Genomic DNA, 24,288 nt, shown 5'->3' with positions numbered 1-24,288 from the left:
CCATGGACGTCCTGATCCTGTCGATCCTGATCGCCAGCGGCATCTACATGCTCAATGCCAAGGAGCAGCGCAAGCGCATTGCGCTGCTCGGCGCCCACCTGGCCAACTACCAGATCGAAAAGCTCATGGAGGCGCTGACCGAGGGCTACCTGCGTGCCCTGGGCGAAGGCACCGACGAGCGGCGCAGCCAGATCTGGTCGCTGCTGGAGACCACCGAATCGCAGCTGGCCGAGCAGTTCACGCGCTTTGCCGCCGACTTTTCCAAGGTGGACGAGGCCCAGTCCCGCGTGAGCCGCCTGGCCCTGGCCATCCCCTTCGCGCAGGCCATCCTGCCCGCAGCCACCTTCGACATGCGCCGCGCCCTGGCCATCCACGCGCGCGGCATCGCCAGCGTGGCCGAGAACAGCGAGCACCGCACGCCCAAGGACAAGGCCTTCGTGATGACCGCCGAGTTGCTGCTCATGCAGCACAGCTGCCACTGGTTCTGCAAATCGAAGACCATCGCCACGGCGCGCATGCTGGCGCGCCACAAGACGCCGCACGAGCAGCTCGTGGCCTCGGTGTCGCCCGCCACCCGCACCGCATACATCGCCCTCATCGAGGGCAAATGAGTTGCCTCAGGACGGGGGGACTGCCTGCCCCGCACAATGCACCGATGCACACCGCCACCGACAGCCTGGGCAACCCCGTCACCCTGCACGACCAGGGCAGCCTTGCGGCGCTGAACGACTTCGTCGACGGCTTCATCGCATGCGAGGCACGCGCAGTGAATGTGCTCGCGGCCGAGCAGGACCACAGCGCCATCGTGCAGGCCTGCTGCGCGGCGCTGCACATGTTCGCCGAATCCGCCGATGCACCGCGCAATGCGCTTCCCTACCTCGCGCGCGCGCAGGCAGCCGCTGGCCAGGCCACGGAGCGCGAGCAGCGCTTCGTCGCCGCCGTGGCCGCCTGGGCCGCCGGCGACCTGCCACGCGCCATTGCGCTGCATGAAGAGCAGGCCCGCCTGCACCCGCGTGACCTGGCCTCGCTCAAGCTCGGCCAGTACCACCTGTTCAACCGCGGCGACTCGCCGGGCATGCTGCGCATCGCGCTGGCCGCCCTGCCGGCCGCGGCCGAAGTGCCCTATCTGCACGGCATGCTGGCCTTCGGCTGGGAGCAGTGCCATCTGCTCGACCGGGCCGAAGCCTCGGCCCGACATGCGGTCGGCCTGTGCCGCAAGGAGCCCTGGGCCCACCATGCCCTGGCGCACGTGATGCTGACCCAGGGCCGCATTGCCGAGGGCACGGAGTTCATGGCCGGCGTGAGCGACACCTGGACGGGTTTGAACTCCTTCATGGTCACGCACAACTGGTGGCACCAGGCCCTGTTCCTGCTGGAGCAGGAGCGCCATGCCGAAGTGCTCGCGCTGTACGACCAGCAGGTCTGGGGCGTGGTCAAGGAATACACGCAGGACCAGATCAACGCCGTCTCGCTGCTGGCGCGGCTGGAGCTGGCCGGCGTGGACGTGGGACGCGCGCGCTGGGACGACCTGGCCGGCCACCTGGCGTTGCGCCTGTCCGACCAGGTGCTGCCCTTCCTGGACCTGCAGTACCTCTACGGCCTGGCGCGCGCTGGCCGCGTGGATGCAGCGCGCACATTGCTGCACCACATCGAGGCCCACGCCGCCAGCCGCACCGAGGCGCACGAGCGCCGCGTGTGGCAGCAGGTCTGCGTGCCCGCGGCCCATGGCCTGCTCGCGCATGCGACCGGGGACTGGGCCATGGCGGCATCGCAGCTGGGCCTGGCCCTGCCGCAGCTGGTGGCCGTGGGCGGCAGCCATGCCCAGCGCGACCTGTTCCACCAGGTCTACCTCGACGCCCTGGCCCGAAGCGGCCAGTGGGCCGCGTTGCAGAACCTGCTGCAGCCCCAGGCCAATGCCCAGCCCGAGTCCTTGCGCCTGGCACGCCAGCTCCAGGCGGTGTATGCCGCCCTGGCCCTCGACGGCGCCCTGCGCTCCACGTAGGACAACGCCGCATGGTGCCGTAGCCGCGCAGCCCGCCGCCACGGCGGCAGGCCGCGGACCGGTGCAAACCCCTGTCGGCACGGGGCCTGCAAAGGGCAATCCGGTTCTAGAATGGGAGCGCACAGTACCCTGGAGTGCGGTGCCCCCTCCCCCCTCCACAGGTCGCCCGTACCTTGCCGCACACCGCCCTCGCCCCCATGCCACCCCAGCCCGCCGCAGCGGTCGATGTCCTGCAAGCGCTGCGGCTTGCCACGGCTGCGCGGCATGCGCAGCTCGACTCCGGCCTGCCCATCGCCCGCGCCGACGCCGGCCTGGTCGACTACCTGGAGCATGTCCAGGCACTGTCTGCCTGGCTGCAGGCGCTCTGGCCTGCGCTGCAGGACCTGCAGGCGCAAACACCCAGCTTTGGCTTCGCGCCTGCAGGGCGGCTGTCTGCGCTGCGCGAGGACCTGGCCAGCCGGCCCTGGCCAAAGCCCAGTGAAACCACCGCACAGTGCCTGGAGCAGGCCCTGGCGCGCCACCCCGGCCAGGCCGATGCCCTGCGCTGGGGCCTGGCCTATGTGGTCGAAGGTTCGCAGCTCGGCGGGCAGGTGCTCTACCGCAGCCTCGCGCCCCGGCTGGCACCGCACCCGCTGCGCTATCTGCAGGGCGATGGGGCGGGCACGGGTGCGCGCTGGAAGGCATTCATGGCGCTGCTGCGCACCCACGTGGCATCGCCCGAGGCCATTGCGGCCGCATGCGATGGCGCGCTGGCCGCCTTCCAGGGCCTGCAGGCGCATTTCGACGCCACGCAAGGAACACCCGCATGACCTCCGGCACGGCCCCCGTGCAGCCCACCACGCTGGACAACTGCGACCGCGAGCCCATCCACATCCCGGGCTCCATCCAGTCCCACGGCGTGCTCGTGGCCGTGGATGCGACCGGTCAGGTGCGCCATGCGAGCAGCAATGCCCAGCCGCTGCTCGGCCATGCGGCACAGCCTGGCGAGCTGCTGCGCGACAGCCCCCTGGTGGCCAACCATCCCCTGCTGCAGGACTTGTTCGCCGAGGGCCTGGCGGCCCTGAGCGCCTCCACCGATCTGCCCATGCCCACCGAACTGGAGACGGCAGGCCGCAGCTTCGACGTGGTGCTGCACCAGTCGCACGACCTGCTGGTGATCGAGTTCGAGGCGCGCCAGGCATCGAGCGATGAGCTCGCGGGCTTTGCCGTGCAGGCGCACCGCGCGATGGAAAAGCTGCGCCGCCCGCGCGCTTCCATCGACGACCTGTTGCAACTGGCCACGCAGGAAGTGCGCGCACTCACCGGCTTTGACCGGGTGATGGCCTACCGGTTTCGGCCGGACAGCAGCGGCGACGTGGTGGCCGAATCGCGCGCGGACTTCCTCGATCCCTACCTCGGCCGGCGCTACCCGGCCAGCGACATCCCCGCGCAGGCACGGGCCCTGTATGTGGCCAACACGCTGCGCCTGATCGCCGACGTGCGCGCCGCGCCGGTGCCCCTGCAGCAGACCGACGAAAAGCCGCTGGACCTGAGCGCCGCCATCCTGCGCAGCGTCTCGCCGATCCACATCGAATACCTCAGCAACATGGGCGTGGGCGCGTCCATGAGCATCTCCATCGTCATCAACAACCGGCTCTGGGGCCTGCTGGCCTGCCACCACATGGGGCCGCGGCAGGTGCCCTACAGCGTGCGCATGGCCTGCGACGTGATGGCGCAGATGCTGGGCGCCACCATCCAGGCGGTCCTCGCGCGCAAGCAGGCCGAACGCCAGCAGCAGGTGGCCGAGCTGCGCACGCGCGTGATGGAGAGCGTGCTGCACTCCGACGACGAGTTCGCCGCGCTGTGTACCCACGCGGCAGCCTTAGCCACCTCGATGCACGCAGGGGCCATCATCGTCTCCGAACACAGCAAGCTGTGCATCGAAGGAGAGATCAGCGATACGGCCGCCCGGGCCCTGCTGCATTGGCTCGATGCCACGCACGCCGGTGGCACTCTCTACGCTACCCATGCCCTGCCGCTGGAGGCGCCCGAGGTCGGCGTGCAGCTGGCGCCCTGGTGTGGCGTGCTGGCCCTGCCGCTGGACATGCACCGCGGCAGCTGGCTGGTGTTCCTGCGCAAGGAGCAGATCGAGACCATCCACTGGGGCGGCAAGCCCGAGAAGGAAGTGCGCCCTGGCCCGCTGGGGCCGCGCCTCACGCCGCGCGGTTCGTTCGACCTGTGGAAGGAGATCGTGCGTTCCACCGCCGAACAATGGGCCGGTGACGACCTGGACATCGCCCGCCAGTTGCTCGCCGAACTGGTGCGCGCCCAGAGCGCGCGCCATGCCGAACTGAACAACGCCCGCGCCCACCTGATGGCCGTGCTCGGCCACGACCTGCGCGACCCATTGCACTCCATCAGCATGGCGGCCCGGGTGCTCGAGAAGAACAACGGCACCGACGGCAGCACCGGCAAGCTGGGCCGGCGCATCCAGTCCAGCAGCAGCCGCATGCAGCGCCTGGTGAGCCAGGTGATGGACATGTCGCGCCTGCAAAGCCGACTGGGCCTGGACCTGCAGCCCGCCACCATCGACCTGGTGCAGCTGTTGGCCGACTTGATGGACGAGGCGCGCATGGCCCACCCGGGCATGCAGCTGGTGGGGCACCTGCCGGACAGCCTGCGCGCCGAGGCCGATCCCGACCGCATCGCCCAGGTGTTTGCCAACCTCATCAGCAACGCGCGCCACCATGGCGATGCCGGCCACCCGGTCGAAGTGCATGCGCATGGCTCGCCGGCTGGCCCGGTGGTCCAGGTGCGCAACGTGGCACCGCCCATCGCGCCCGAGGTGGCGGCCGATCTCTTCACCCCGTTCAAGTCCTCCTCCGTGGGCAAGGCACGCAACCGCTCCGGCCTGGGCCTGGGCCTGTACATCGCGCACCAGATCGTGCAGGGCCACGGCGGCCGCATCGGCTACGCCCACGCAGCACCGCATGTGGTGTTCACCGTGCACCTGCCGCTGCGCCCGCCGGGCGCCGCCGACCACCCCTCTTCCTGACCACCATGCCGCTAGAGATCCTTGTCATCGACGACAACCAGGACGCCACCGAACTCCTGGAAGAACTGCTGTCCATGGAAGGCCATGCCGTGCGCACAGCCGCCACCGCGGCCCGTGCGCTGGAGCTGGCCCGCGAGAAGCCCGTGCAGATCTTCCTGGTGGACCAGAACCTGCCGGACATGAGCGGCTCGGACCTGGTGCCCCTGCTGCGCGCGAGCGTGGCCGCGCACGGCGCAGGTCCCTGCTTTGCGATTGCCATCACCGGCATGGCCTCGGGCAACGCCCGCACTGCCGCCGGACAGATGGGCGTTTTTGACTACATCCTGGGCAAGCCGCTCGACTTCGACGCCTTCGACGCCCTGCTGGCACGCTGCACCGCCGCGCTGCAATCGCCGCCCACCCCCTGAGATTCCTCCAAGGACCACCCCGCCCATGCCTGCCAAGAAGCCCGCCCCCCCTGTGCCCGACACTGCCCGGGAGCTGACGGATGCCGGGCTGCAGCATGCCGTGCTGATGCGTGCCATGCCCGTGCTGCGGCACGACGTGGCCAGCCCCCTGTCGGTGATGCGCATGGGCACCATGCTGCTCAAGCGCCGCCTGGGCCAGGGCGACATGGCACCCGAGCAGGCCGTGGAACGCGTGGAGCAGATCGAGGAACAACTCTCCGAGATCTCGCGCCACATCCGCCGGCTGCGGCTGTGGGACCTGCAGATCAACGACCGCCACACCGTGCTGGAACTGGCGCGCGAAGCGGTGGAACTGGCGCGCCCGATGCTGATGGTGCGCGGCACCGAGATGGAGCCGCTGGCCGAGGATGCCCCCGGCTGGGAGGGCGACGCCAAGGTGCCGCACACGCTGCTGTACCTGGTGCTGGCCGCCATCTACCACTTGGCCGAACAACCCGGCCCGGCGCCTGCCCAGGTCACGGTGGAGCCGGTGGGCGCGCTCGGCGTGCGGGTGCGCGCCCATGGCACGTCGACCGCGTCGCCGGACTTCCTGCCGCCGCCCGAGGCCGGCGGCCCTGCACGGCCACCGGCACTGGACCTGGCCGCCCTGCTGCGGCTGGCCGAGCCGCTCAAGGTAGAGGTTCAGGCGCAGCAGCACCAGGTCGACATCACCCTGCCCTGAAGCCTCTTACTCGGCCGCGCTCTCCACGAGCAGTTTCTTCTGGTCGTAGACCGGCTGTGGCGGCAGGTCCGCCAGGTGGCGCACGTCGGCCCAGTGCAGCAGTTCGATGGCATCGCCGTCGAGGCGCACGCGGTTGAAGCCGGCATTCGGGATGTCGCTCTGGCGCGGGCCGTGCAGGCCCACGCCGCGGGCCGTGCGCCAGACCATGTCGAGCACGCCGCCGTGCGTCACCACCATCAGCGTCTTGCCCGCATGCTCCTGCGCCAGGCGGCGCACGGCATCCATCACGCGCGTGTGGAACTGGCGCGTGGTCTCGCCACCTGGCATGCCGCCGTCGGCGTCGAAGCGCAGCCAGTTCTCCCAGGCCCCGGCGTGCTGCAGCTTGATGTCGTCCACGCGCATGCCATCGACCAGGCCGAAGCTCTGCTCGCGCAGGCTGGCGTCCACCACATTGTCGATGTGAAGCTGCGGCAAGAGGGTACCCAGCACGGGCTGCGCCGTCTGGCGCGTGCGAATGAGGTCACTGCAGACCAAGTGGTCCACCACCAGCCGCTCTGCGCCCAGGCGCTCGGCCAGGCGGCGTGCCTGCTCGTGGCCGGTGGCGTTCAGGGGCACGTCCACCTGGCCCTGGAAGCGCAGTTCACGGTTCCAGTCGGTTTCGCCGTGGCGTATCAAGATCAGTTCAGTCATCCCACCCATTATCGAATGCATGCACAGTATTGCAAGCAAGTCACCTGCCAGTGCTTTCCCTGAAAACGCTGGCAACGGGTCATGGCAGCGCGCTCCGGGGCTGCCGGCTCGGCTCAGAACCGGATCGGGGCGCCGTGCGTGAGTGCCGGATCGAGCACTTGCGTGGCACCTTGGGCCCCTGCAAGCACGAGCGCATAGGGCCCCTCCCCGCGTGTGGCCAGGTGCCGGGCCAGCGGACCGGCCTCGGTGCGTGGCGCGCTCAGCACCAGGGTGGCGGCTCCGGCGCGCACCAGCGCCACCTGCACGTCGCTGTGCGGCAGGTCCACCGCCGCACTGGCATGGCTGGCCGGAGCCCCCTGCGGTGGTTCGCCCAGCAAGGCCCGGTAGCGCGCCAGGCTGGCGGGCAGGTCGTGCACGGCAATGGACAGGCTGGCCACACCGAGCGCGCCATTGGGATGCACGCGGGCATCGCCCTCGGGCACGCGCAGCGCGCGCGGCGTGAGGTCGCCGCACAAGAAGGGCAGGTCGGGCGAGGGCGGGCGTGCCGTCTGCCAGCGCAGCTGTTCGCCGTCGGGCCGCACGCGGCCGCCGTCGTGCGGGCCGCTCAGCGCCAGGCCGCGTGCCTGGGCGGCGGCCACGGTGGTGGCGGTGCCCGGTGGCAGCAAGGCAAAGTCGATGATGCCCTCGCCATGCTGCTGCAGCAGCTGCCACCAGCGGTCGGCGGGTGCCGGCTCGCGCCAGGCGATGAGCTCGAAGTAGCTGCCGTCGGCAAACACCACCAGGGCGTTGTGCGTGGGCCGGCCGGGGTGATCGCCACCGCGCAACACGTTGAAGCCCAGCGCCTGGTAGTCGGCGATGGTCTTGTCAAGGTCGTTGACCGCGATGACCACATGGTCCAGCGGCAAGCTCAGGACTTGGGCGGGAGTACCTGCGCTCATGCGGCCACCGCCTCTTCGCTTTGCAGTGCGGCGGCAGATGCCGCAGCCTTGGAGTTGGTGAGCTTCACCTCGGCGCGGATGGTCTGCGGGTTGCGCAACAGGTTCAGGATCGGGCAGTTGCGCTCCACCGCCTCGAACAGGGCATCGATGTCGGCGCGGCTCGCGGGCGAGTCGATGTGCACGGTGTAGGCGATCTCGTGCGGCCAGATCGGCGTGGACTCGTGGCCGGGCTTGCCGCCGCGCGGGTCGATGATGCCGGTGACCTCGACCTCCAGGCTTTCCAGCGGCACCTGGCGCTCGGCCGCGTGGATCAGGAAGATGTGGGTCACGCAGGTACCCAGCACGCCCAGCTGCAGCTCGGGCGAGCTCGGCCCCAGGTTGTAGCCCGCGAAGTCGGGCGGGCTGTCGCTGATGACCTGGTGGTCGCGGATGCGCAGGCGGCGCACGCCGCTGCGGCCCTCGGCGCTCACGCGCGCCTTCAATGCGGCGGGCTGGGCGGTGCCCGCGTCGATGGCGGTCTGGCGCGCCAGCACGGCGGCGCGCTTCTCGGCCAGGTAGTCGTTCAGATGGGTCATGGCTCGGCGGTTCTCCAATGCGTGCGCGCCGCCGCTGACATCGGGCGGATCACGGACGGTCAGGCCATTGTTCGGGCCACCGCACGCGCTTGGGAAGCCAGAAAACCGAGCGCGCTTATGCGCATTTCAGATATGCCGCCCGGCGGCGCCAACCCTCGTTTTTCAGATAACGATCCTACTTTATATACCGATGCGTTTATGTAGCGTCGCTACCATGAAATGCGTGGACCGGGTCCGCGCCATGGGGCGGGCCGCGGTGTTTTCCAGGCCATTTTGACTGCCGTTGCGGCGACGAGGTATGAACGTGTTTCCCCTGAAAAAATCGTTGGGCTGGGCTGCCGTGGGCATCCCGGTGTTGGTGCTCGGCGCGCTGCTGGCCGGCTGCTCCAAGAAGGAAGCGGAGTCCACCGCGGCGGCCGGGGGCGGCCCCGTGCAGGGCGGCACGCTCGTGTACCTGGAGCAGCAGGCGCACACCACCCTGTACCCGCCAGCCGGGGGCTTTTACCCCAACGGCGGTGTGCTCAACCAGATCACCGACAAGCTCACCTACCAGGACCCCAAGACGCTGGAGATCCAGCCCTGGATCGCCGAATCCTGGGAGGTGAACGCCACGGCCACCGAGTACACCTTCAAGCTGCGCAAGGGCGTGAGCTTCTCGGACGGCACGCCGCTCGACGCCACCGCGGTGGCCAGGAATTTCGACACCTACGGCCTGGGCAACAAGGAGCTCAAGCTGCCGGTCTCGGAGGTCATCAACAACTACGACAAGAGCGAGGTGGTGGACCCGCTCACGGTGAAGTTCTACTTCAAGAAGCCCTCGCCAGGCTTCCTGCAGGGCACCTCGGTGATCGGCTCGGGCCTGGTGTCGCTGGCCACGCTGGCGCGGCCCTTCGAAGAGCTGGGCGACGCCACCAAGATCATCGGCTCCGGTCCGTTCGTGGTGACCAGCGAAACCCTGGGCAAGGAGCTCACGCTTTCGGCGCGCAAGGAATACGCCTGGGGCCCGGCCAAGCTGGCCCATCAGGGCCGCGCACGGCTCGACGAGGTCAAGTTCATCGTCACGCCCGAGGACAGCGTGCGCATCGGTGCACTGCTGGCCGGCCAGGCCGGCTTCATCCGCCAGGTGCAGGCCTATGACGAAAAGCGCGTGCAGGAGCAGAAGTTCCAGGTCTACGCACCCTCCACGCGCGGTGTGAACAACAGCGTGGTCTTCCGCCCCGACAACGCCCTGGTGGCCGACGTCAAGGTGCGCAAGGCCCTGCTGCATGCCACCAACACCCAGGAGATCGTGCAGACCCTGTTCTCGGCCAACTACCCACAGGCCAAGTCGGTCATCGCCTCCACGGCGGCCGGCTATGTGGACCTGTCGGCCAAGCTGGCGTACGACGAGGCCGCTGCGAAGAAGCTACTGGACGAGGCCGGCTGGACCCTGGGCGCCAACGGCCTGCGCCAGAAGGACGGCAAGGAGCTGGTGCTCGCGGCCTACGAATCCCTGCCCCAGCCGCAGAACAAGGAGACCCTGCAGCTCATCGCCCAGCAGTGGGCCAAGGTGGGCGTCAAGCTCAACGTGCTGGCCGGCGACAGCGGCAGCCGCACGGTGGACAACCTCGACCCGGAGAAGACCCCGGTATCGCCCGGCATGGTCGGCCGCGCCGACCCCGACGTGATCAAGAGCAACTACTACCCCACCAACCGCAACGTGCTGCTGCAAAAAGGCGGGGTGAGCAGCAAGGTCAAGGGCTTCGTCGACGACAAGCTCAACAGCCTGCTCGACGCCATCGCCGCCGAGACCGACCCGGCCAGGCGCCTGGCGCTGGCGGGCGAGGTGCAGAACTACCTGATCGACCAGGCCTATGTGATCCCGGTGTTCGAGGAACCCCAGGCCTTTGCCGGCGCGCCCTGGGTGCGTGACGTGGGCTTCGAGGCCGTGGGCCGCCCCAGCTTCTACGGCACCTGGGTCGGCAAGCAGCCCTGAGCACGACCGGCGCCGTCAAGGACCACGAGCATGAACCTGCCCTACCTCGCGCGCCGCATCGGCCAGGCCCTGCTGGTGCTCTGGGCGGCCTTCACGGCCTCCTTCGTGCTGCTGCAGCTGCTGCCGGCTGATGCGATCCTGATCAAGTTCCTGAGTCCCGAGTTCGCCCTGGGCCCGCAGGAGATCGCGGACATCCGCGCCTCCTATGGGGCCGACACGCCCGTGTGGCGCCAGTACCTGCACAGCCTCACCGGCTTCCTCACGGGCAACTTCGGCTATTCGGTGCAGGCCGGCGTCCCTGTCAGCCAGGGCCTGGCCACCAACCTGCCACCCACCCTGCGGCTGGCCAGTTTCGGCTTTGCCACGGCCCTGCTGCTGGCCGTGGCACTGGCCTTCGCGGCGCAGCTGGCGCCGCTGCGCTGGCTGCGCTCGGTCCTGCAGTCGCTGCCCTCGCTGTTCGTCTCGGTGCCGGTGTTCTGGCTGGGCATCATGCTGATCCAGGTCGTGTCCTTCCGCCTGGGCTGGGTCCCGGTGATCAACCCCGGTCGCTGGGAAGGGCTGGTGCTGCCCACGCTGACCCTTGCCGTCCCGATTTCGGCGCCGCTGGCGCAGATCCTCTTGCGCAACATCGACGAGGTGCTGACCCAGCCCTTCGTGGCGGTGGCGCGTGCCAAGGGCGCCACGCGCCACTGGGTGCTGTGGAAGCACGTGGCGCGCAATGCACTGCTGCCCACGCTGACCATCGCCGGCGTGCTCTTCGGCGAGCTGCTGGCCGGTGCCGTGGTGACCGAGGCGGTCTTCGGCCTGAACGGCCTGGGCAGCCTGACCCAGCAGGCGGTGGGCAACCAGGACACGGCCGTGCTGCAGGCCGTGGTGGTGTTCTCGGCCACCGCCTTCGTGCTCATCAACCTGGCCGTGGACCTGCTCTACCCCGTGCTCGACCCACGGTTGCGCCACGCCCCTGGAACCTGACCCATGACCACCCACGCACACACCGCAGGCGATGGCCTGCTGGCAGCGCCCGCACCCTCCTCGGCCGCACCGGCCCTCCAGCGCGTGGCTGCGGTATCGCCCGCATCCTCGGCGCCCCACGCGGCACCTGTGTCGCTCCTGGCACGCAGTACCCGCGCGCTGCGCGCCACGCCGCCCACGCTGCTGCTCGCCTGGGCGGTGATCGCCCTGGTGGCACTGTGGGCGCTGGTGCCGGGCCTGTTCACGGGCCACAACCCCATCCAGGGCACGGCCGGCCACCAGCTGCAGGGGCCGAGCGCCGCGCACTGGCTGGGCACCGACGCCCTGGGCCGCGACGTCTACGCCCGCGTGGTGCATGGAGCCGTGCACTCGCTCTCCGGTGCCTTCGTGGCCGTGGCCGTGGGCCTGGTGCTGGGCACGCTGCTGGGCCTGGTCGCGGGCTCGGTGGGCCGATGGGTGGACGACGCCCTCATGCGCACGGTGGACGTGCTGCTCTCCGTGCCCCCGCTGCTGCTGTCGCTGTCCATCATCATCATCCTGGGCTTTGGCACCATCAACGCGGCCATCGCCGTGGGCGTGGCCTCGGTCGCGACCTTCGCGCGGCTGGTGCGCTCGGAGGTGGTGCGCGTGCGCCGCACCGAGTATGTGGAGGCGGCTTTCGGCAGCGGCGGGCGCTTCAGTGCCGTGCTGTGGCGCCATGTGCTGCCCAATTCGCTCACTTCGGTGATCGCCATGGCGGCGCTGCAGTTCGGCTCGGCCATCCTGTCCATCTCCACGCTGGGTTTCCTGGGCTATGGCGCGCCGCCGCCCACGCCTGAATGGGGCCTCTTGATCGCCGAGGGGCGCAATTACATCTCCACCGCCTGGTGGCTCACCACCGTGCCCGGCGTGGTCGTGGTGGCCGTGGTGCTCTCGGCCAACCGCATCAGCGCGGCCATCGCGAAAGGCCGACCATGAGCACTAGCCCTCCCCTCCCCACGCCGGTCCTCGAGGTCGAGGACCTGGCCATTGCCTACCACGACGAGCAGCAGCACGCGCAGCGCGTAGTGCACGGCGTCTCGTTCTCCATCGCGCCCGGCGAGGTCGTGGCGCTGGTCGGCGAGTCGGGCTCGGGCAAGACCACCACGGCCCAGGCCGTGATCGGCCTTTTGGCCGACAACGGCCGGCTCGAACACGGCGCCATCCGCCTGAACGGCACCGACATCGCCGGCTGGCCGCAAAAGCGCCTGGACGGCATCCGCGGCAGCGTGGTGAGCCTGATCCCCCAGGACCCGACCAGCTCGCTGAACCCCGTGCGTACCGTGGGCGAACAGGTGGGCGAGATCCTCCAAATCCACCGCCGTGGCGACCGCCGCGCCATCGCGGCACGCGTGCTGGAGCTGCTCGAGCGCGTGGGCCTGTCCCAGCCCGCGCTGCGCGCGCGCCAGTACCCACACGAGCTCTCGGGCGGCATGAAGCAGCGCGTGCTGATCGCCATCGCCATCGCGCTGCGCCCAGCCCTCATCATTGCCGACGAGCCCACAAGCGCGCTGGACGTGACCGTGCAGCGGCGCATCCTGGACCTGATCGACGGGCTGCGCCGCGAGGACGGCACTGCCGTGCTGCTGGTCACCCACGACCTGGGCGTGGCGGCCGACCGGGCGGACCGGCTGGTGGTGATGCAGGGCGGCCGCATCCAGGAGCAGGGCCCCACCCAGGCGCTGCTGCGCGCGCCGCAAAGCGCCTACACACGCCAGCTGCTGGCCGATGCGCCCTCGCTCTCGGCGGGCAGCTTCCGCCGCGCGCCTGCGGGCTCGGCCGACGGGCCGCAGGACATCGCCATTGCCGTCGAAGGGCTGGTGCACGAGTTCCCGGTGGCGGGGCAGCGGCAGCCGTTCTGCGCGGTCAACGGCGTGTCGTTCCAGGTGCGCCGCGGCACCACGCATGCGCTGGTGGGCGAATCGGGCTCGGGCAAGACCACCACCATCCGCGACGTGGTGGGCTTTGCGCGCCCCACGGCCGGCCGCATCCTCGTCGAGGGGGTGGACCTGACCACGCTGCGCGGCGAGGCGCTGCGCCAGGTGCGTCGGCGCATCCAGCTGGTGCACCAGAACCCTTTCAGCTCGCTGGACCCGCGCCAGACGGTCTACCAGATCATCGAGGAGCCGCTGCTCAACTTCGAGCCCATCGCCCGGGCCGAGCGCGAGCGCCGCGTGCACGACATCCTGGCGCGCGTGGGCCTGCCGCCGGCCGTGCTGCAGCGCCCGCCGCGCGCCCTCTCGGGCGGGCAGCGCCAGCGCGTGGCGATTGCGCGCGCCCTGGTGCTGGGCCCGCAGGTGCTGGTGCTCGACGAAGCCGTCTCGGCCCTGGACGTGACGGTGCAGGCGCAGATCCTGGCGCTGCTCGACCAGCTGCAGCGCGACCTGGCGCTGACCTACCTCTTCATCTCGCACGACCTGGCCGTGGTGCGCCAGATCGCGGACACCGTCTCGGTGCTGCAGGCCGGCCGCCAGGTGGACGCGGGACGCGTGCAGGACGTGTTCCTCTCGCCCGGCAGCGACTACACGCGCGAACTCATCAACGCCATCCCCGGCCATGCCGCCCCAAGGAACAACGACCGTGCCCTCCACCCCATCCACGACACCCACCACCACGCCGGGTCCGAAGCGCCTGGGCTTCTTCAGCAGGCTGCTTGACGACGCCCCGGCGGGCGAGCGCTACCGCCTGGTGGCCGAGCAGATCGCCCATGCCGAGGCCCTGGGCTTCGACGCGGCCTGGGTCGCGCAGCACCACTTCCACGAGCATGAGGGCGGCCTGCCCTCGCCCCTGGTCTTCCTGGCCCACGTGGCGGCGCGCACCCACCGCATCCGACTGGGCACGGGCATCATCACCCTGCCGCTGGAAAACGCCGTGCGCGTGGCCGAGGACGCCATCGTGCTCGACCTGCTCGCGGGCGGCCGGCTCGAGGTGGGCGTGGGCACGGGCGGCACACCCGAGTCGTTCGCGGCCTTCGGTCTCCACAGCGAGGACCGCTCGGCGATCTTTGACCGGCAGCTGGCCGTGCTGCGCACCGCCTGGGCCGGCCAACCCCTGCCGGGCGGCGACACGCTCTACCCCGCGGGCCGGCAACTGCTGGGCCGCATCTGGCAGGCCACCTTCTCCGTGGCGGGGGGCACACGGGCCGGGCTGGCGGGCGACGGGCTCATGCTCTCGCGCACCCAGCCACGGCCCGACGAGGCGCCCCATGCCACGCTGGCCGAGATCCAGAACCCCATCGTCGACGCCTATCTGGCTGCCCTGCCCGCGGGCAGCACGCCGCGCATCGTGGGCTCGCGCAGCCTGTTCGTGGCCGACAGCCGGCAGGAGGCGCTGCGCCTGGCCGATACCGGCCTGCGCCGCGCGGCCGCGCGCTTCGCAGCGCAGGCCGCCAAGTCGGGTACCGCGCCCCGGCTGGGCCCCGATGCACCGCTGGAACAGCTGATCGCCGCCTACGACGTGCACCTGGGCACGCCCGAGGACGTGATCGCCTCGCTGCGCGCCGACACCACGCTCGAGCGCGTGACCGATCTCGTGTTCCAGGTGCATTCCATCGATCCGCCGCACGCGGCCATCCTGCGCTCCATCGAGCTCACGGCCACCGCGGTGGCGCCCGCCCTGGGCTGGGTGCCGCGGCACCCGCCCGCGGCCACGCCCCGCGCCCCCCACCTCCAACCCATCACGGAGCCCGCATGACCCAAGCTGCCAACACCGCACCCGACGTGATCGACCTGCTCGCCGGCATCCAGCCGGGCGACCGGCTCGACACCATCCGCCGCCACCGCCTGCAGGCGCGCACCCACGCCCAGCAAAGCCACCTGGCCCTGCTCGAGCCGGCGCAGTTGCTGCCCGGAAGCCGTTTCACCCTGGCCGACCGCCAGGCCGTGGCGGCCTTCGTGGCCGGCCTGCACCAGCAGCCCGATGCCACGGCCTTCTACAACGCCGCGCTGGCCTCCGAAGGAGCACGCCAGGCCCGCCCCGGCGTGCCCCAGGCCATCGCGGCCGAGGTGGTGCGCGGCGCGGCCAACGGCCCCTATGGCAGCTACCCGCCCGGCCCGCTGAGCGAAGAAGACCAGGCCGGCCCGGCCTACACCGTGGGCGAGGTACAGCGCGCCGTGCTGGGCAAGCCGCTGTCGGCTGCGCTCGAACACGCGCACCTGCTCACCTTCCACCCACGCGACGCCAGCCCGGCCGCGCTGCAGGCGCTGCTCGACGCGGGCTGGGGCACGACCGACATCGTGACCCTGTCGCAGCTGATCGCCTTCCTGGCGTTCCAGATCCGCGTGGTGGCCGGGCTGCGCGCCCTGGCCGCCGCGCCGGTCCCACGCACCACCACCCCATCCAGTGAGGAGACACAGGCATGAGCGATACCACCCTTTCGCACCCAGGCAGCCAGGAACCGGTGGCCTTCACGCAGGCCCAGCTCAACTGGCTGCCCTGGCTTGCACCCCTGCCCGAGGCCGAGCTGACCGACCGCCACCTGGCCGGCCTGGTGGACGCAGCGCGCGCCAAGTCGCCCTACTTCATGCTGCTGGCGCGCGACCCCGACATCCTGGGCGCCCGCACCCGCACCGACAAGGACATCTTCTACAACCCCGACGCCGGCCTGCCGCGCGCCGAGCGCGAGCTGTCGGCCACTGCCACCTCGCGCCACAACGGCTGCATCTACTGCGCCTCGGTGCATGCGCGCTTCGCCGCGCATTTCTCGGGCCGCGCGGACGATGTGCAGCGCCTGCTCGACGAAGGCACGGACACCGACCTGGGCCCGCGCTGGAATGCGATCACCCAGGCATCGGTGGCGCTCACGGACACCCCCCTGGACTTCGGCACCGAACACATCACGGCGCTGCGCGACCAGGGGCTGGACGATTTCGCGATCTCGGACGCGCTGCACGGCGCGGCCTTCTTCAACTGGGCCAACCGGCTGATGCTGTCCCTCGGAGAGCCCCAAGAGGCCGCCGTGAAGGTTTGATCACCGCATCGGCACGATGAGCACCTTGCGGCGCGGGGTGCAGCCCGGCCCGTCGTAGGGCGGGCTGTCCTTGACCCAGCCGGCGCCCGGCGAGGTCTGGGTGCAGACGCGCTGGCCGTCGACCTTGCTGCGCCAGTAGAACCAAGGGGCCGGTGCTGCGAGCGCAGCCGTGGCGGCGACGGCGCAGGCCAGTACCCCAGCCCACAGCCGGCACGCCTGGATCGAAGCGGCAGCACCTGTCATGGCGCCATTGTGGCCGCCAGGGGCATGGGCGCGGTGACGATCCAGCCCTCCAGCGGGTCCAGGCCGGGCGGCAGGCCGTAGAGCGCATCGCCCTCGGCATGGCGCTGCTCGGCCCAGCCGGCCTGCAGCATGCACAGCACGGCGTCCAGGCTGTCGCCGCTGGCATCGGCCACCAGGACATCGCGCTGCGCGTGGCTGAGCTTCAGGCGCAGGGCCAGGCGCGTCTGCCCCAGCTCCATCGCGGTCACCAGGTCCTTGCGCGCAATGAGGCGCTCGGGGGTCTGCTTCGCCACATCGTCGCTCTTGTAGCTGCGCCGCTGCAGCACCTCGCGCGCGAGCAGGCCGGGGTAGGCTTCCAGCGCCACGCGCGTGGGGTCGCCCGCATGCAGGCCCGGCAGGTGCACGCCGGCTTCGAGCAGCAGGGGCACGCCCGCGTGCAGCATGTAGGCCACGGGCGGGTTCACCCATTTCATCGACGGGCTGGAGCCCGCGGGCCCATCGGTGGCGCGGTGCGCGAACTTGCCGCCCACGGGACGCGCGTCGCAGAAGGCGGCAAAGGCATCGCGGATCTGCGCACGCGTGAGCGCCTGGTAGTGCTGCATGCTGGCATGCCACTGCAGCGGCCAGCCCAGGGTCTGCAGCAGTTCGCGCGGCAGGCCGAAGGGCATGTCGAACCCGCCGACCCAGGGCCTCGGCTCGGCCAGCCAGCGGCCCAAGGCCGCCAGCGTTTCCAGGCGCACCAGCCCGGTGAGCTGCACGCGCGCACCCTCGCGCCGGCCCAGGGCCAGCACCACGGGTTTGCGCCGCGTGGGGCTGCTCGAAAAATCGCACCCGAGCAGCATGGACTATCCCAGTGCCAGCGCGGTGACGCCGGCCGCGATGAAGACCGCCCCGCAGATGCGCGCCACGCGGTCGCCTTCGCCCAGCAGGTGCCCGCCGATCAGCGCGGCAAAGAGCATGGACACCTCGCGCGCCGGGGCCACATGGGACATGGGCGCCTCCTTCATCGCATACAGCACCAGCACATAGGCCACGGGGCTCACGGCCGCCACCAGCAGCGCAAAGCGCCACTGCGCGCGCCACAGCTGGCCGGCCGTGGGCAGGTCGCGCAGCACCACCGGCGCGAGCAGCGCCACGCGCACGAAATTGCCCATGTAGTCCACGAGGATGGGCGACATCATCAGGATCTTGACGGCGTAGCCGTCGACCACCGTGTAGCTGGCGATGAAGGCGCCGGTGACCAGGCCATACCAGATGCCTTTGTACACGCGCTCGCGCGCGGCGGGGTCGTGCGCTGCGCGCAGCAGGCCGGGCCCGCCCGCGATCAGGAACACCCCGCCCACCACGCCCGCGATGCCGGCCACGCCCAGCGCCGAGATGCGCTCGCCCAGCAGCGTCACCGCCACCAGCGACGACATCAGCGGCCCCGAGCCCCGTGCCAGCGGGTAGACCACGGTGAGGTCGGCCTTGCGGTAGCCGCGCAGCAGGATGACGAAGTAGCCCACGTGCAGCAGCCCGCTGGCCACCACGAAGCCCCACTCCATGGGCCCCCACAGCGGCACCGCATCGCGTCCCAGGTACCAGCCCAGCGGCGCCCAGACCAGCATCATCAGCACCGAGGTGAAGAATGCGAAGCGCGAGTCGCCGCCCGCCTTCTTGGCCACGATGTTCCAGCAGGCATGGATCAGGCCCGCCAGGATGATGAGGCCGAAGGCATTGAGGGTCACGGTGGGACGGCGGAAAAAGGAATGCAAAAAGCCGCAGCGCGTCGGCGGCTGCGGCCCGGGTTCGGAGGTCTGAAAAAAAAGAGCGGGCCTGGTGGCCAGTCCTCTTTAGGCCCGCCCGATGATGGACGCCGTGGCCATGAGTTCTTCCAGCAGCGCGAAGGACACGCGCCCCGACACCGCATACGGGTCGAGCTCGGGCTTCTCGGAGTACTTGAGCAGGATCGAATGGTTGATCTTGGAGAGGTTCACCTGGCCCATGGTCCAGCCGCCGAAGCGGCGCTCGGTGATTTCCTCGTAGTGCAGCAGCTCCACGTTCTGGTGCCGCGCATCCCGCTGGATGTGGCCGTACAGGTCGCTCACGGCCGAGCGGCCGCCCTCGATGGCCTGCAGGAAGATGCCGCCGCCATAGCACAGCACGCCGGTGATGCCGCTGCCCGGGTTGTGCTGGCGCGACTGCGTGAGGATGGCTTCGATGGCGGCGGGCGAGGTGTCCACCGCGCGGCTGGCATAGAGCAGGCGTACGAGCATGGTCAGTTCTTTCCGGGAATGAGGGACAGGAATTCGCGGCGCAGCGAGGGGTCCTTGAGGAACACGCCACGCATCACGGAGTTGATCATCTTGCTGTCCATCTCGCGCACGCCGCGCCAGGACATGCAGAAGTGGCTGGCCTCCATCACGATGGCCAGGCCGTCGGGCTGGGTCTTTTCCATGATCAGGTCGGCCAGCTGCACCACGGCCTCTTCCTGGATCTGCGGGCGGCCCATGACCCAGTCGACCAGGCGCGCGTACTTGGACAGGCCGATCACGTTGGTGTGCTCGTTGGGCATCACACCGATCCAGATCTTGCCGATCACCGGGCAGAAATGGTGGCTGCAGGCGCTGCGCACGGTGATGGGCCCAACGATCATGAGCTCGTTGAGGTGCTCGGCATTCGGGAACTCGGTGATCGGCGGCTGCGCCACGTAGCGGCCCTTGAACACCTCGTTGAGGTACATCTTGGCCACGCGGCGCGCGGTGTTGTGGGTATTGTGGTCGCCCGCGGTGTTGATGACCATGCTGTCGAGCACGCCCTGCATCTTGGCCTCGACCTCGTCCAGCAGCTTCTCCAGCTCGCCCGGCTCGATGAACTCCGCGATGTTGTCGTTGGCATTGAAGCGCTTGCGTGCGGCGGCAAGGCGCTCTCGGATCTTGACGGAGACGGGCGTGCCTTCTTCGTCCGGCGGGGTGGTCGTCATATCGGCGGCAGTGGGACTGGACATGTCCGGCATCGTAACAGTGAACGAGGCGCTACGCCTGGCAAAGGTTTTACCTAGCTACCCCCGGCCCGCATCGCGATACAGCTACCATTTATATAGCAGCAAAGCCTGCCATCGGTATCAGTACCGGCGGCCCGTGATCCACAGGGCCAGGCGCATCAGCGCATGGGCCACCTGGTCGAGCACGCGCTGGCGCAACGGGCGCCCCGCGTAGCGCGCCGGTTCCATGCGCCGGCCGGCCTGTTCCATGGCCTGCACCAAGCGCGCGCGCAGCTCGGCGGCGAAGGCGGCATCCTCCACCACCACATTGGCCTCGCGCGCCAGCAGCAGGCTCAGCGGGTCGAGGTTGGACGAGCCCACCGTGGCCCAGGGCCGCTCGCCCAGCGCATCGACCACGGCCACCTTGGCGTGCAGGAAGCTCGGCGCGTACTCGTGGATCTCCACCCCGGCCGCGAGCAGCGCGCCATACACCGGCCGCGCCGCGTGGTATTGCATGAAGTACTCGTAGCGGCCCTGCAGCAGCAGGCGCACGCGCACGCCGCGGCGCGCCGCCATCAGCAGCGCGCGGCGCAGCTTGCCGCCGGGCAGGAAGTAGGCGTTGGCGATGATCACCTCGTGCCGCGCCGCGCCGATGGCGCGGCGGTAGGCACGCTCGATGCGGCTGCGGTTGCGCACGTTGTCGCGCAGCAGCAGCGCGGCGCGCATGGTCGGCCCTTCCTGCGCCGCCTGGGCGGCGTGCTGGGCGGCGCTGGCCGCCCGCAGTGCCTGCAGGGCTTCGGGCAGGCGGCGCTCGCGCATGTCGCGCATGGCCTGCATGCGCCACCACAGCTGGTCCATGGTGTCGCTGGCCACCGCCACCAGGCTGCCCGTGGCCTGCACGGCAAAGTCGAAGCGCGGCGCGGCCAGCGCGCCGAAATGGGGGTCGTGCAGGTCATCGAGCACGTTGATGCCGCCGCAGAACAGCATGCAGCCGTCCACCACGCACAGCTTGCGGTGCAGGCGGCGCCAGCGGTGGGGCAGCAGCAGGCCCAGTGGCCCGAGCGGCGAATAGACGCGAAAGAGCACCCCGGCGGCCGAGAAGCGCTGCGTCCACGCCAGCGGAAAAGCGCCCGTGCCCACGCCATCCACCACCAGTTGGGTGCGCACGCCGCGCCGGGCTGCCCGCTCCAGGGCCTCGGCCACACTGGCGCCGCTGCCGGTGAAGTCGAAGATGTAGGTCTCGAACTGGATGTCGGACAGCGCCGCATCCATGGCCTCGACCAGCGCGGGAAACAGCTCCTGCGCGCCCTGCAGCAGGCGCACCCGGTGGTCGGCGGCGAAGCTCACAGGCCAAATTCTGCAATGAGGGGCAGGTGGTCGGACATGCGCCACCAGATGCGGCCGCGCGGCACGTGCAGCGACAGGGGCGTGAGGCCGCGCACATACACATGGTCCAGCTGCACCAGGGGCAGGCGCGCGGGGTAGGTTAAGGCCCGGGGCTCCTCGAACTCGTACAGACCAAAACCCGCAAGCATGCGCTTGACCTGCAGGCCCCAGTCGTTGAAGTCGCCCGCCACCACCAGCGGCGCGCCGCCCGGCACCTCGCGCTCGATGAAGCGCTGCAGCCGCTCGATCTGGCGGATGCGGCTGCCCGGGATCAGCCCCAGGTGGACGACGATCACATGGATCTTGCGGCCATGGGCGTCCACCTCCACATGCAGCAGGCCGCGCTGCTCGAAGCGGTGGTCGGAGATGTCCTCGTGCTGGTGGCCGATCACCGGCCAGCGCGACAGCAGTGCATTGCCGTGTTCGCCGTGGCGCGTGAAGGCGTTGGTGCGGTAGACCGCTTCGTAGCCTTCAGGCGCCAGGTATTCGGCCTGGGGAAGCTCGGGCCAGCGCTGGAAGTACCGGGCCTCCTGCCGGTTCAGCCGGCGCACTTCCTGCAGGCAGACGATATCGGCATCGAGCTGCTCGACCGCATGGCCCAGGTTGTGGATCTCCAGGCGGCGTGCCGGGCCGATGCCCTGCACCCCCTTGTGGATGTTGTAGGTCGCCACCCGCAGGATGTCTGTGTTGTCCATGGCAGCCATTGTGTCGCAAGCAACCGACACATGGCCGGCCGGGACGGGCTAACCCGCATCGCGGTCCGCGCAGGCCGGGCATACACTGTGCTTGCAGCGTAAGTTACTTTTAATTACACCACCCCGAGCCGCAGATGGCCACAGGCAAAGACCCAGATCCGCCAGAGAGCCTGGCGCTGATCATCGACAGCAATGCCACCTCGCGCAGCATTCTGGTGGGGCAGCTGCGCGAGTACGGGGTCACCAAGATCGTGCAGTGCAGCCGCCTGCGCGACGCCCGCAGCCGGCTGGAGCACACCGTGTTCGACTATGTGCTGTGCGAGCAGGCCTTTGCCGAAACCGGGCAGTCCGGCCAGACCCTGCTGGACGACCTGCGCCGCGCGCAGATGCTGCCTTTTTCCACCGTGTTCTTCATGGTCACGGCCGAGGCCTCGTACGCTGCCGTGGCCGAGGCGGCCGAATCGGCGCTCGATGGCTACCTGCTCAAGCCCTTCACCCCGAGCGCCCTGTTCGAGCGGCTGAGCCTGGCGCGCCTGCGCAAAATCCACCTCAAGCCCATTTTCGACGCCATCGAGCAGGAGGACTTTGAGCTCGCCTCGCGCCTGTGCGTGGAACGCTTCGAGGCACGCAAGCCCTACTGGCTGTATGCCGCGCGCATCGGCACCGAACTGCTGCTGCGCCTGAACCGCCATGACGAGGCACGCACGCTGTTCGAAGCCGTGATCGCCGCACGTGCCCTGCCCTGGGCCAAGCTCGGCGTGGCGCGTGCGCAGATCGAGTCGGGCCAGGCCACCCGGGCCATCACCACCTTGCAAGGCCTGATCGGCGAGGATGCCTCGTTCGCCGACGCCTACGACGTGCTGGGCCGTGCCCAGGTGGAGCTCGGCAACTTCACGGACGCCATCGAAACCTACCGCACGGCCAGCGCGCTGACCCCCGATTCGGTGGTGCGGATGCAGAAGCTGGGCATGATGTCGTTCTACATGGGTGACCGCAAGACTGCGGCCAGCGTGCTCGCGCGCGCGGCCATGCTGGGCATCGACTCCAAGCTGTTCGATTTCCAGGCCCTGGTGCTGCTGGCCTTTTCCTATTTTTCCGACAAGGACCGCAAGGGCATGGAGCGCTGCGTGGCGGACTTTGCCCGCATCCTGGAGCGCCACCAGGACAGCCAGCGCATCCAGCGCTTTGCCAGCATTGCCCAGACCCTGTTGCTCATCCAGCAGCGGCAGTTCTCTGCCGCCGTGGCGGCGGTGCGCGACATGGCGCGCGAGATCGGCGAGGCCAGCTTCGACTTCGAGGCCGCCTGCAACCTGGCCAGCCTGCTGGCCGTGCTGGCGGCCACCTCCATCGACCTCTCGGACGGAGAAAAATGGGTGCATGCGCTGGGCATGCGCTACGCCAATACGCGCGGCCTGACCGAGCTGATGGCCAATGCCTGCAATGTCTACCCAGCCTACGCCGACCTCGTGCGCGACTGCCTGCCCCAGATCAACCAGGCCGCCGAGAAGGCCATGGCCCAGAGCCTGGCCGGCGATGCCGAGGGCGCCGTGCGCAACCTGCTGCAGCTGGCCGAAAGCTCCCTGAACTCCAAGCTGGCCGACATGGCCCAGCAGGTGCTGCTGCGCCAGCGCGAGCGCATTGTCGATGCAGAGGCGCTGCAGGACAGCGTGCAGGCTGTGCGCGCCCGCTGCGGCAACGCCCCGACCCGCGCGGTGCTGGGGCAGGACGGCGAGCGCCGGCCCGGCGGCGTGGTGATACGCACGCGCACGCCACCGCCGCCCGAGGCGGTGGCATCGGCCGCCCTGGCCACCATCGCCGCCCGGGTCGAGCTGTCGGCTGACCAGATTCTGGACATGCCCGACGAGCCTTCCATCGACGACATCCTGGGCGTGCCGACGCCCGAGCCCCCCGATCCGGCGGAAAAGCTCCGGCTGCGGCCGCTGTAGACACAGCGCTCAGCCGTAGACCGAGGCGCCTGCCACAGGCAGCTGCGGCTGCGCAGGGTGCAGCGCGCGCCCGTAGCGCGCGGCCAGGTCGCGCGTGGCGGCCACCAGCACGCTGGTGTCCACCCCACGGCCACGAACACGGCGCCCAGCTCGAGATAGCGGCGCGCGAGCTTTTCGTCGGCCATCAGGATGCCGGGCGCCTTGCCGGCCGCCAGCACGCTGCGGATGCCGTCCTCGATGGCGGCCTGCACCGCCGGATGGCCCGGGTTGCCCACATGGCCCATGCTGGCCGACAGGTCGGCCGGGCCGAAGAAGACACCATCCACCCCCGGCGTGCGGGCGATCGCATCCAGGTTCTCGATGGCCAGGGTGCTTTCGGCCTGCACCAGCAGGCACACCTGGGCATTGGCCTCTTTGAGGTAGCCGGGGTAGCGCATCCACTGCGAAGCGCGCGCCAACCCCGCGCCCATCCCGCGCATGCCGCCCTGCCCGTCGTCCTGCGGGTAGCGCATGGCGCGCACCAGGTGCGCGGCCTGCTCGGCGGTATCCACCATGGGCACCAGCAGCGTCTGCGCGCCGATGTCCAGGTACTGCTTGATCAGCGCCGTGTCGCCCACGGGCACGCGGGCCACGGGGTGAGGCCCCGCGCCCAGCATGGCGCGTGCGCTGGCAATGCCCTGCAATTGCTCCAGCATGCGCGGCACGTCGTTGGGCGCATGCTCTCCGTCCAGCAGCAGCCAGTCGAAGCCCCCGCC

Annotated in this window: 24 protein-coding genes and 1 pseudogene; 14 read left to right on the top strand and 11 right to left on the bottom strand. The window is 70.1% G+C overall.

From position 1 onward, the window contains the following. The first annotated feature begins 2 nt into the window (after positions 1-2). From PMI14_RS15430 to PMI14_RS15405, 6 genes are all read left to right on the top strand, one after another. Positions 3-611, top strand: coding sequence for a hypothetical protein (locus tag PMI14_RS15430; RefSeq protein WP_007855873.1), 609 nt, complete (start codon positions 3-5; stop codon positions 609-611). 44 nt (positions 612-655) lie between these two features. After that, positions 656-2,002, top strand: coding sequence for a tetratricopeptide repeat protein (locus PMI14_RS15425; RefSeq protein WP_035203994.1), 1,347 nt, complete (start codon positions 656-658; stop codon positions 2,000-2,002). 197 nt (positions 2,003-2,199) lie between these two features. Further along, positions 2,200-2,811, top strand: a complete 612-nt coding sequence (locus tag PMI14_RS15420) for a biliverdin-producing heme oxygenase (RefSeq protein WP_035203993.1) — start codon at positions 2,200-2,202, stop codon at positions 2,809-2,811. Beyond that, the gene (locus PMI14_RS15415) at positions 2,808-5,036 is read left to right on the top strand and encodes an ATP-binding protein (protein ID WP_007855868.1); all 2,229 of its coding nucleotides are present in this window, start codon (positions 2,808-2,810) and stop codon (positions 5,034-5,036) included. Before PMI14_RS15420 ends, PMI14_RS15415 begins: the two co-directional genes overlap by 4 nt. A gap of 5 nt (positions 5,037-5,041) precedes the next feature. After that, entirely contained in the window at positions 5,042-5,443 is a 402-nt protein-coding gene (locus PMI14_RS15410) for a response regulator (protein ID WP_007855867.1), read from the top strand. Positions 5,444-5,468: 25 nt separating this feature from the next. Further along, complete coding sequence (locus tag PMI14_RS15405) at positions 5,469-6,164, top strand: hypothetical protein (protein ID WP_007855865.1); 696 nt, start codon at positions 5,469-5,471, stop codon at positions 6,162-6,164. A gap of 6 nt (positions 6,165-6,170) precedes the next feature. Here the strand turns inward: PMI14_RS15405 and PMI14_RS15400 are convergent, their stop codons facing one another. From PMI14_RS15400 to PMI14_RS15390, 3 genes are all read right to left on the bottom strand, one after another. Further along, entirely contained in the window at positions 6,171-6,854 is a 684-nt protein-coding gene (locus PMI14_RS15400; protein ID WP_007855863.1) for a histidine phosphatase family protein, read from the bottom strand. Positions 6,855-6,967: 113 nt separating this feature from the next. Further along, entirely contained in the window at positions 6,968-7,765 is a 798-nt protein-coding gene (locus PMI14_RS15395) for a VOC family protein (RefSeq protein WP_035204012.1), read from the bottom strand. Between the two features lie 23 nt (positions 7,766-7,788). Beyond that, positions 7,789-8,367 (bottom strand): OsmC family protein, encoded by a 579-nt coding sequence (locus tag PMI14_RS15390; RefSeq protein WP_007855859.1) that lies wholly within the window; start codon positions 8,365-8,367, stop codon positions 7,789-7,791. A 298-nt stretch (positions 8,368-8,665) separates the two neighbouring features. On the opposite strand from PMI14_RS15390, the gene PMI14_RS15385 reads away from it, so the two are divergent. Genes PMI14_RS15385 through PMI14_RS15355 form a run of 7 tightly spaced genes read left to right on the top strand, consistent with a single transcriptional unit; the run spans position 8,666 to position 16,301 of the window. After that, a complete protein-coding gene (locus PMI14_RS15385) occupies positions 8,666-10,342 on the top strand; it encodes a TIGR04028 family ABC transporter substrate-binding protein (protein WP_007855858.1) in 1,677 nt (558 codons plus the stop codon). 30 nt (positions 10,343-10,372) lie between these two features. Then, on the top strand, positions 10,373-11,314 hold the full coding sequence (locus tag PMI14_RS15380; RefSeq protein ID WP_007855856.1) for an ABC transporter permease: 942 nt from the start codon (positions 10,373-10,375) through the stop codon (positions 11,312-11,314). 3 nt (positions 11,315-11,317) lie between these two features. Then, positions 11,318-12,271, top strand: a complete 954-nt coding sequence (locus PMI14_RS15375; protein ID WP_007855854.1) for an ABC transporter permease — start codon at positions 11,318-11,320, stop codon at positions 12,269-12,271. Beyond that, the gene (locus tag PMI14_RS15370; protein WP_007855853.1) at positions 12,268-13,989 is read left to right on the top strand and encodes an ABC transporter ATP-binding protein; all 1,722 of its coding nucleotides are present in this window, start codon (positions 12,268-12,270) and stop codon (positions 13,987-13,989) included. The genes PMI14_RS15375 and PMI14_RS15370 overlap by 4 nt, the downstream gene beginning before the upstream one ends. Further along, positions 13,913-15,025 (top strand): putative FMN-dependent luciferase-like monooxygenase, encoded by a 1,113-nt coding sequence (locus PMI14_RS15365; protein ID WP_238541849.1) that lies wholly within the window; start codon positions 13,913-13,915, stop codon positions 15,023-15,025. The genes PMI14_RS15370 and PMI14_RS15365 overlap by 77 nt, the downstream gene beginning before the upstream one ends. Continuing rightward, positions 15,022-15,693: a CMD domain protein gene (locus PMI14_RS15360; RefSeq protein ID WP_007855851.1), complete on the top strand. Its 672-nt coding sequence runs from the start codon at positions 15,022-15,024 to the stop codon at positions 15,691-15,693. Before PMI14_RS15365 ends, PMI14_RS15360 begins: the two co-directional genes overlap by 4 nt. Then, positions 15,690-16,301 (top strand): alkylhydroperoxidase domain protein, encoded by a 612-nt coding sequence (locus PMI14_RS15355; RefSeq protein ID WP_007855850.1) that lies wholly within the window; start codon positions 15,690-15,692, stop codon positions 16,299-16,301. The genes PMI14_RS15360 and PMI14_RS15355 overlap by 4 nt, the downstream gene beginning before the upstream one ends. On the opposite strand, the gene PMI14_RS15350 is transcribed toward PMI14_RS15355, so the two are convergent. The 7 genes from PMI14_RS15350 to PMI14_RS15320 all read right to left on the bottom strand — a co-directional run bounded on the left by PMI14_RS15350 (position 16,302) and on the right by PMI14_RS15320 (position 21,587). Next, complete coding sequence (locus PMI14_RS15350) at positions 16,302-16,544, bottom strand: hypothetical protein (protein ID WP_007855849.1); 243 nt, start codon at positions 16,542-16,544, stop codon at positions 16,302-16,304. Then, positions 16,541-17,386, bottom strand: a complete 846-nt coding sequence (locus tag PMI14_RS15345; RefSeq protein WP_007855845.1) for a DUF429 domain-containing protein — start codon at positions 17,384-17,386, stop codon at positions 16,541-16,543. Before PMI14_RS15345 ends, PMI14_RS15350 begins: the two co-directional genes overlap by 4 nt. A gap of 3 nt (positions 17,387-17,389) precedes the next feature. Then, complete coding sequence (locus PMI14_RS15340) at positions 17,390-18,271, bottom strand: DMT family transporter (protein WP_007855843.1); 882 nt, start codon at positions 18,269-18,271, stop codon at positions 17,390-17,392. A 105-nt stretch (positions 18,272-18,376) separates the two neighbouring features. Then, complete coding sequence (locus tag PMI14_RS15335; RefSeq protein WP_007855842.1) at positions 18,377-18,799, bottom strand: BLUF domain-containing protein; 423 nt, start codon at positions 18,797-18,799, stop codon at positions 18,377-18,379. Positions 18,800-18,801: 2 nt separating this feature from the next. Further along, positions 18,802-19,530 carry a GTP cyclohydrolase I gene (folE, locus tag PMI14_RS15330; RefSeq protein WP_035204001.1) on the bottom strand — a complete coding sequence of 243 codons (729 nt, stop codon included), beginning with the start codon at positions 19,528-19,530 and terminating at the stop codon, positions 18,802-18,804. Between the two features lie 117 nt (positions 19,531-19,647). Next, positions 19,648-20,853: a cardiolipin synthase ClsB gene (clsB, locus tag PMI14_RS15325; protein WP_007855840.1), complete on the bottom strand. Its 1,206-nt coding sequence runs from the start codon at positions 20,851-20,853 to the stop codon at positions 19,648-19,650. Beyond that, a complete protein-coding gene (locus PMI14_RS15320; RefSeq protein ID WP_007855839.1) occupies positions 20,850-21,587 on the bottom strand; it encodes an endonuclease/exonuclease/phosphatase family protein in 738 nt (245 codons plus the stop codon). Before PMI14_RS15320 ends, clsB begins: the two co-directional genes overlap by 4 nt. Before the next feature lie 134 nt (positions 21,588-21,721). Between PMI14_RS15320 and PMI14_RS15315 the strand changes: the two genes are divergently transcribed. Continuing rightward, positions 21,722-23,533, top strand: coding sequence for a tetratricopeptide repeat protein (locus tag PMI14_RS15315; RefSeq protein WP_007855837.1), 1,812 nt, complete (start codon positions 21,722-21,724; stop codon positions 23,531-23,533). Positions 23,534-23,542: 9 nt separating this feature from the next. Here PMI14_RS15315 and PMI14_RS34260 read toward each other — a convergent pair. Then, positions 23,543-24,288 (bottom strand): annotated as a pseudogene (locus tag PMI14_RS34260) (aldolase/citrate lyase family protein); the annotation flags it as partial.

Origin of the sequence: Acidovorax sp. CF316 (assembly GCF_000276605.1) — a bacterium.
Taxonomy (GTDB): domain Bacteria; phylum Pseudomonadota; class Gammaproteobacteria; order Burkholderiales; family Burkholderiaceae_C; genus Acidovorax.
Note: the sequence above shows the minus strand (reverse complement) of the source record. Positions and strands in the feature narration are given on the sequence as shown.

Excerpts from the sequence above, each read along its gene's own strand:
- PMI14_RS15430 (WP_007855873.1), top strand. The coding sequence starts at position 3 with ATGGACGTCCTGATCCTGTCGATCCTGATCGCCAGCGGCATCTACATG.
- PMI14_RS15425 (WP_035203994.1), top strand. The coding sequence starts at position 656 with ATGCACACCGCCACCGACAGCCTGGGCAACCCCGTCACCCTGCACGAC.
- PMI14_RS15420 (WP_035203993.1), top strand. The coding sequence starts at position 2,200 with ATGCCACCCCAGCCCGCCGCAGCGGTCGATGTCCTGCAAGCGCTGCGG.
- PMI14_RS15415 (WP_007855868.1), top strand. The coding sequence starts at position 2,808 with ATGACCTCCGGCACGGCCCCCGTGCAGCCCACCACGCTGGACAACTGC.
- PMI14_RS15410 (WP_007855867.1), top strand. The coding sequence starts at position 5,042 with ATGCCGCTAGAGATCCTTGTCATCGACGACAACCAGGACGCCACCGAA.
- PMI14_RS15405 (WP_007855865.1), top strand. The coding sequence starts at position 5,469 with ATGCCTGCCAAGAAGCCCGCCCCCCCTGTGCCCGACACTGCCCGGGAG.
- PMI14_RS15400 (WP_007855863.1), bottom strand. The coding sequence starts at position 6,854 with ATGACTGAACTGATCTTGATACGCCACGGCGAAACCGACTGGAACCGT.
- PMI14_RS15390 (WP_007855859.1), bottom strand. The coding sequence starts at position 8,367 with ATGACCCATCTGAACGACTACCTGGCCGAGAAGCGCGCCGCCGTGCTG.
- PMI14_RS15385 (WP_007855858.1), top strand. The coding sequence starts at position 8,666 with ATGAACGTGTTTCCCCTGAAAAAATCGTTGGGCTGGGCTGCCGTGGGC.
- PMI14_RS15380 (WP_007855856.1), top strand. The coding sequence starts at position 10,373 with ATGAACCTGCCCTACCTCGCGCGCCGCATCGGCCAGGCCCTGCTGGTG.
- PMI14_RS15375 (WP_007855854.1), top strand. The coding sequence starts at position 11,318 with ATGACCACCCACGCACACACCGCAGGCGATGGCCTGCTGGCAGCGCCC.
- PMI14_RS15370 (WP_007855853.1), top strand. The coding sequence starts at position 12,268 with ATGAGCACTAGCCCTCCCCTCCCCACGCCGGTCCTCGAGGTCGAGGAC.
- PMI14_RS15360 (WP_007855851.1), top strand. The coding sequence starts at position 15,022 with ATGACCCAAGCTGCCAACACCGCACCCGACGTGATCGACCTGCTCGCC.
- PMI14_RS15355 (WP_007855850.1), top strand. The coding sequence starts at position 15,690 with ATGAGCGATACCACCCTTTCGCACCCAGGCAGCCAGGAACCGGTGGCC.
- PMI14_RS15350 (WP_007855849.1), bottom strand. The coding sequence starts at position 16,544 with ATGACAGGTGCTGCCGCTTCGATCCAGGCGTGCCGGCTGTGGGCTGGG.
- PMI14_RS15345 (WP_007855845.1), bottom strand. The coding sequence starts at position 17,386 with ATGCTGCTCGGGTGCGATTTTTCGAGCAGCCCCACGCGGCGCAAACCC.
- PMI14_RS15335 (WP_007855842.1), bottom strand. The coding sequence starts at position 18,799 with ATGCTCGTACGCCTGCTCTATGCCAGCCGCGCGGTGGACACCTCGCCC.
- folE (WP_035204001.1), bottom strand. The coding sequence starts at position 19,530 with ATGTCCAGTCCCACTGCCGCCGATATGACGACCACCCCGCCGGACGAA.
- PMI14_RS15320 (WP_007855839.1), bottom strand. The coding sequence starts at position 21,587 with ATGGACAACACAGACATCCTGCGGGTGGCGACCTACAACATCCACAAG.
- PMI14_RS15315 (WP_007855837.1), top strand. The coding sequence starts at position 21,722 with ATGGCCACAGGCAAAGACCCAGATCCGCCAGAGAGCCTGGCGCTGATC.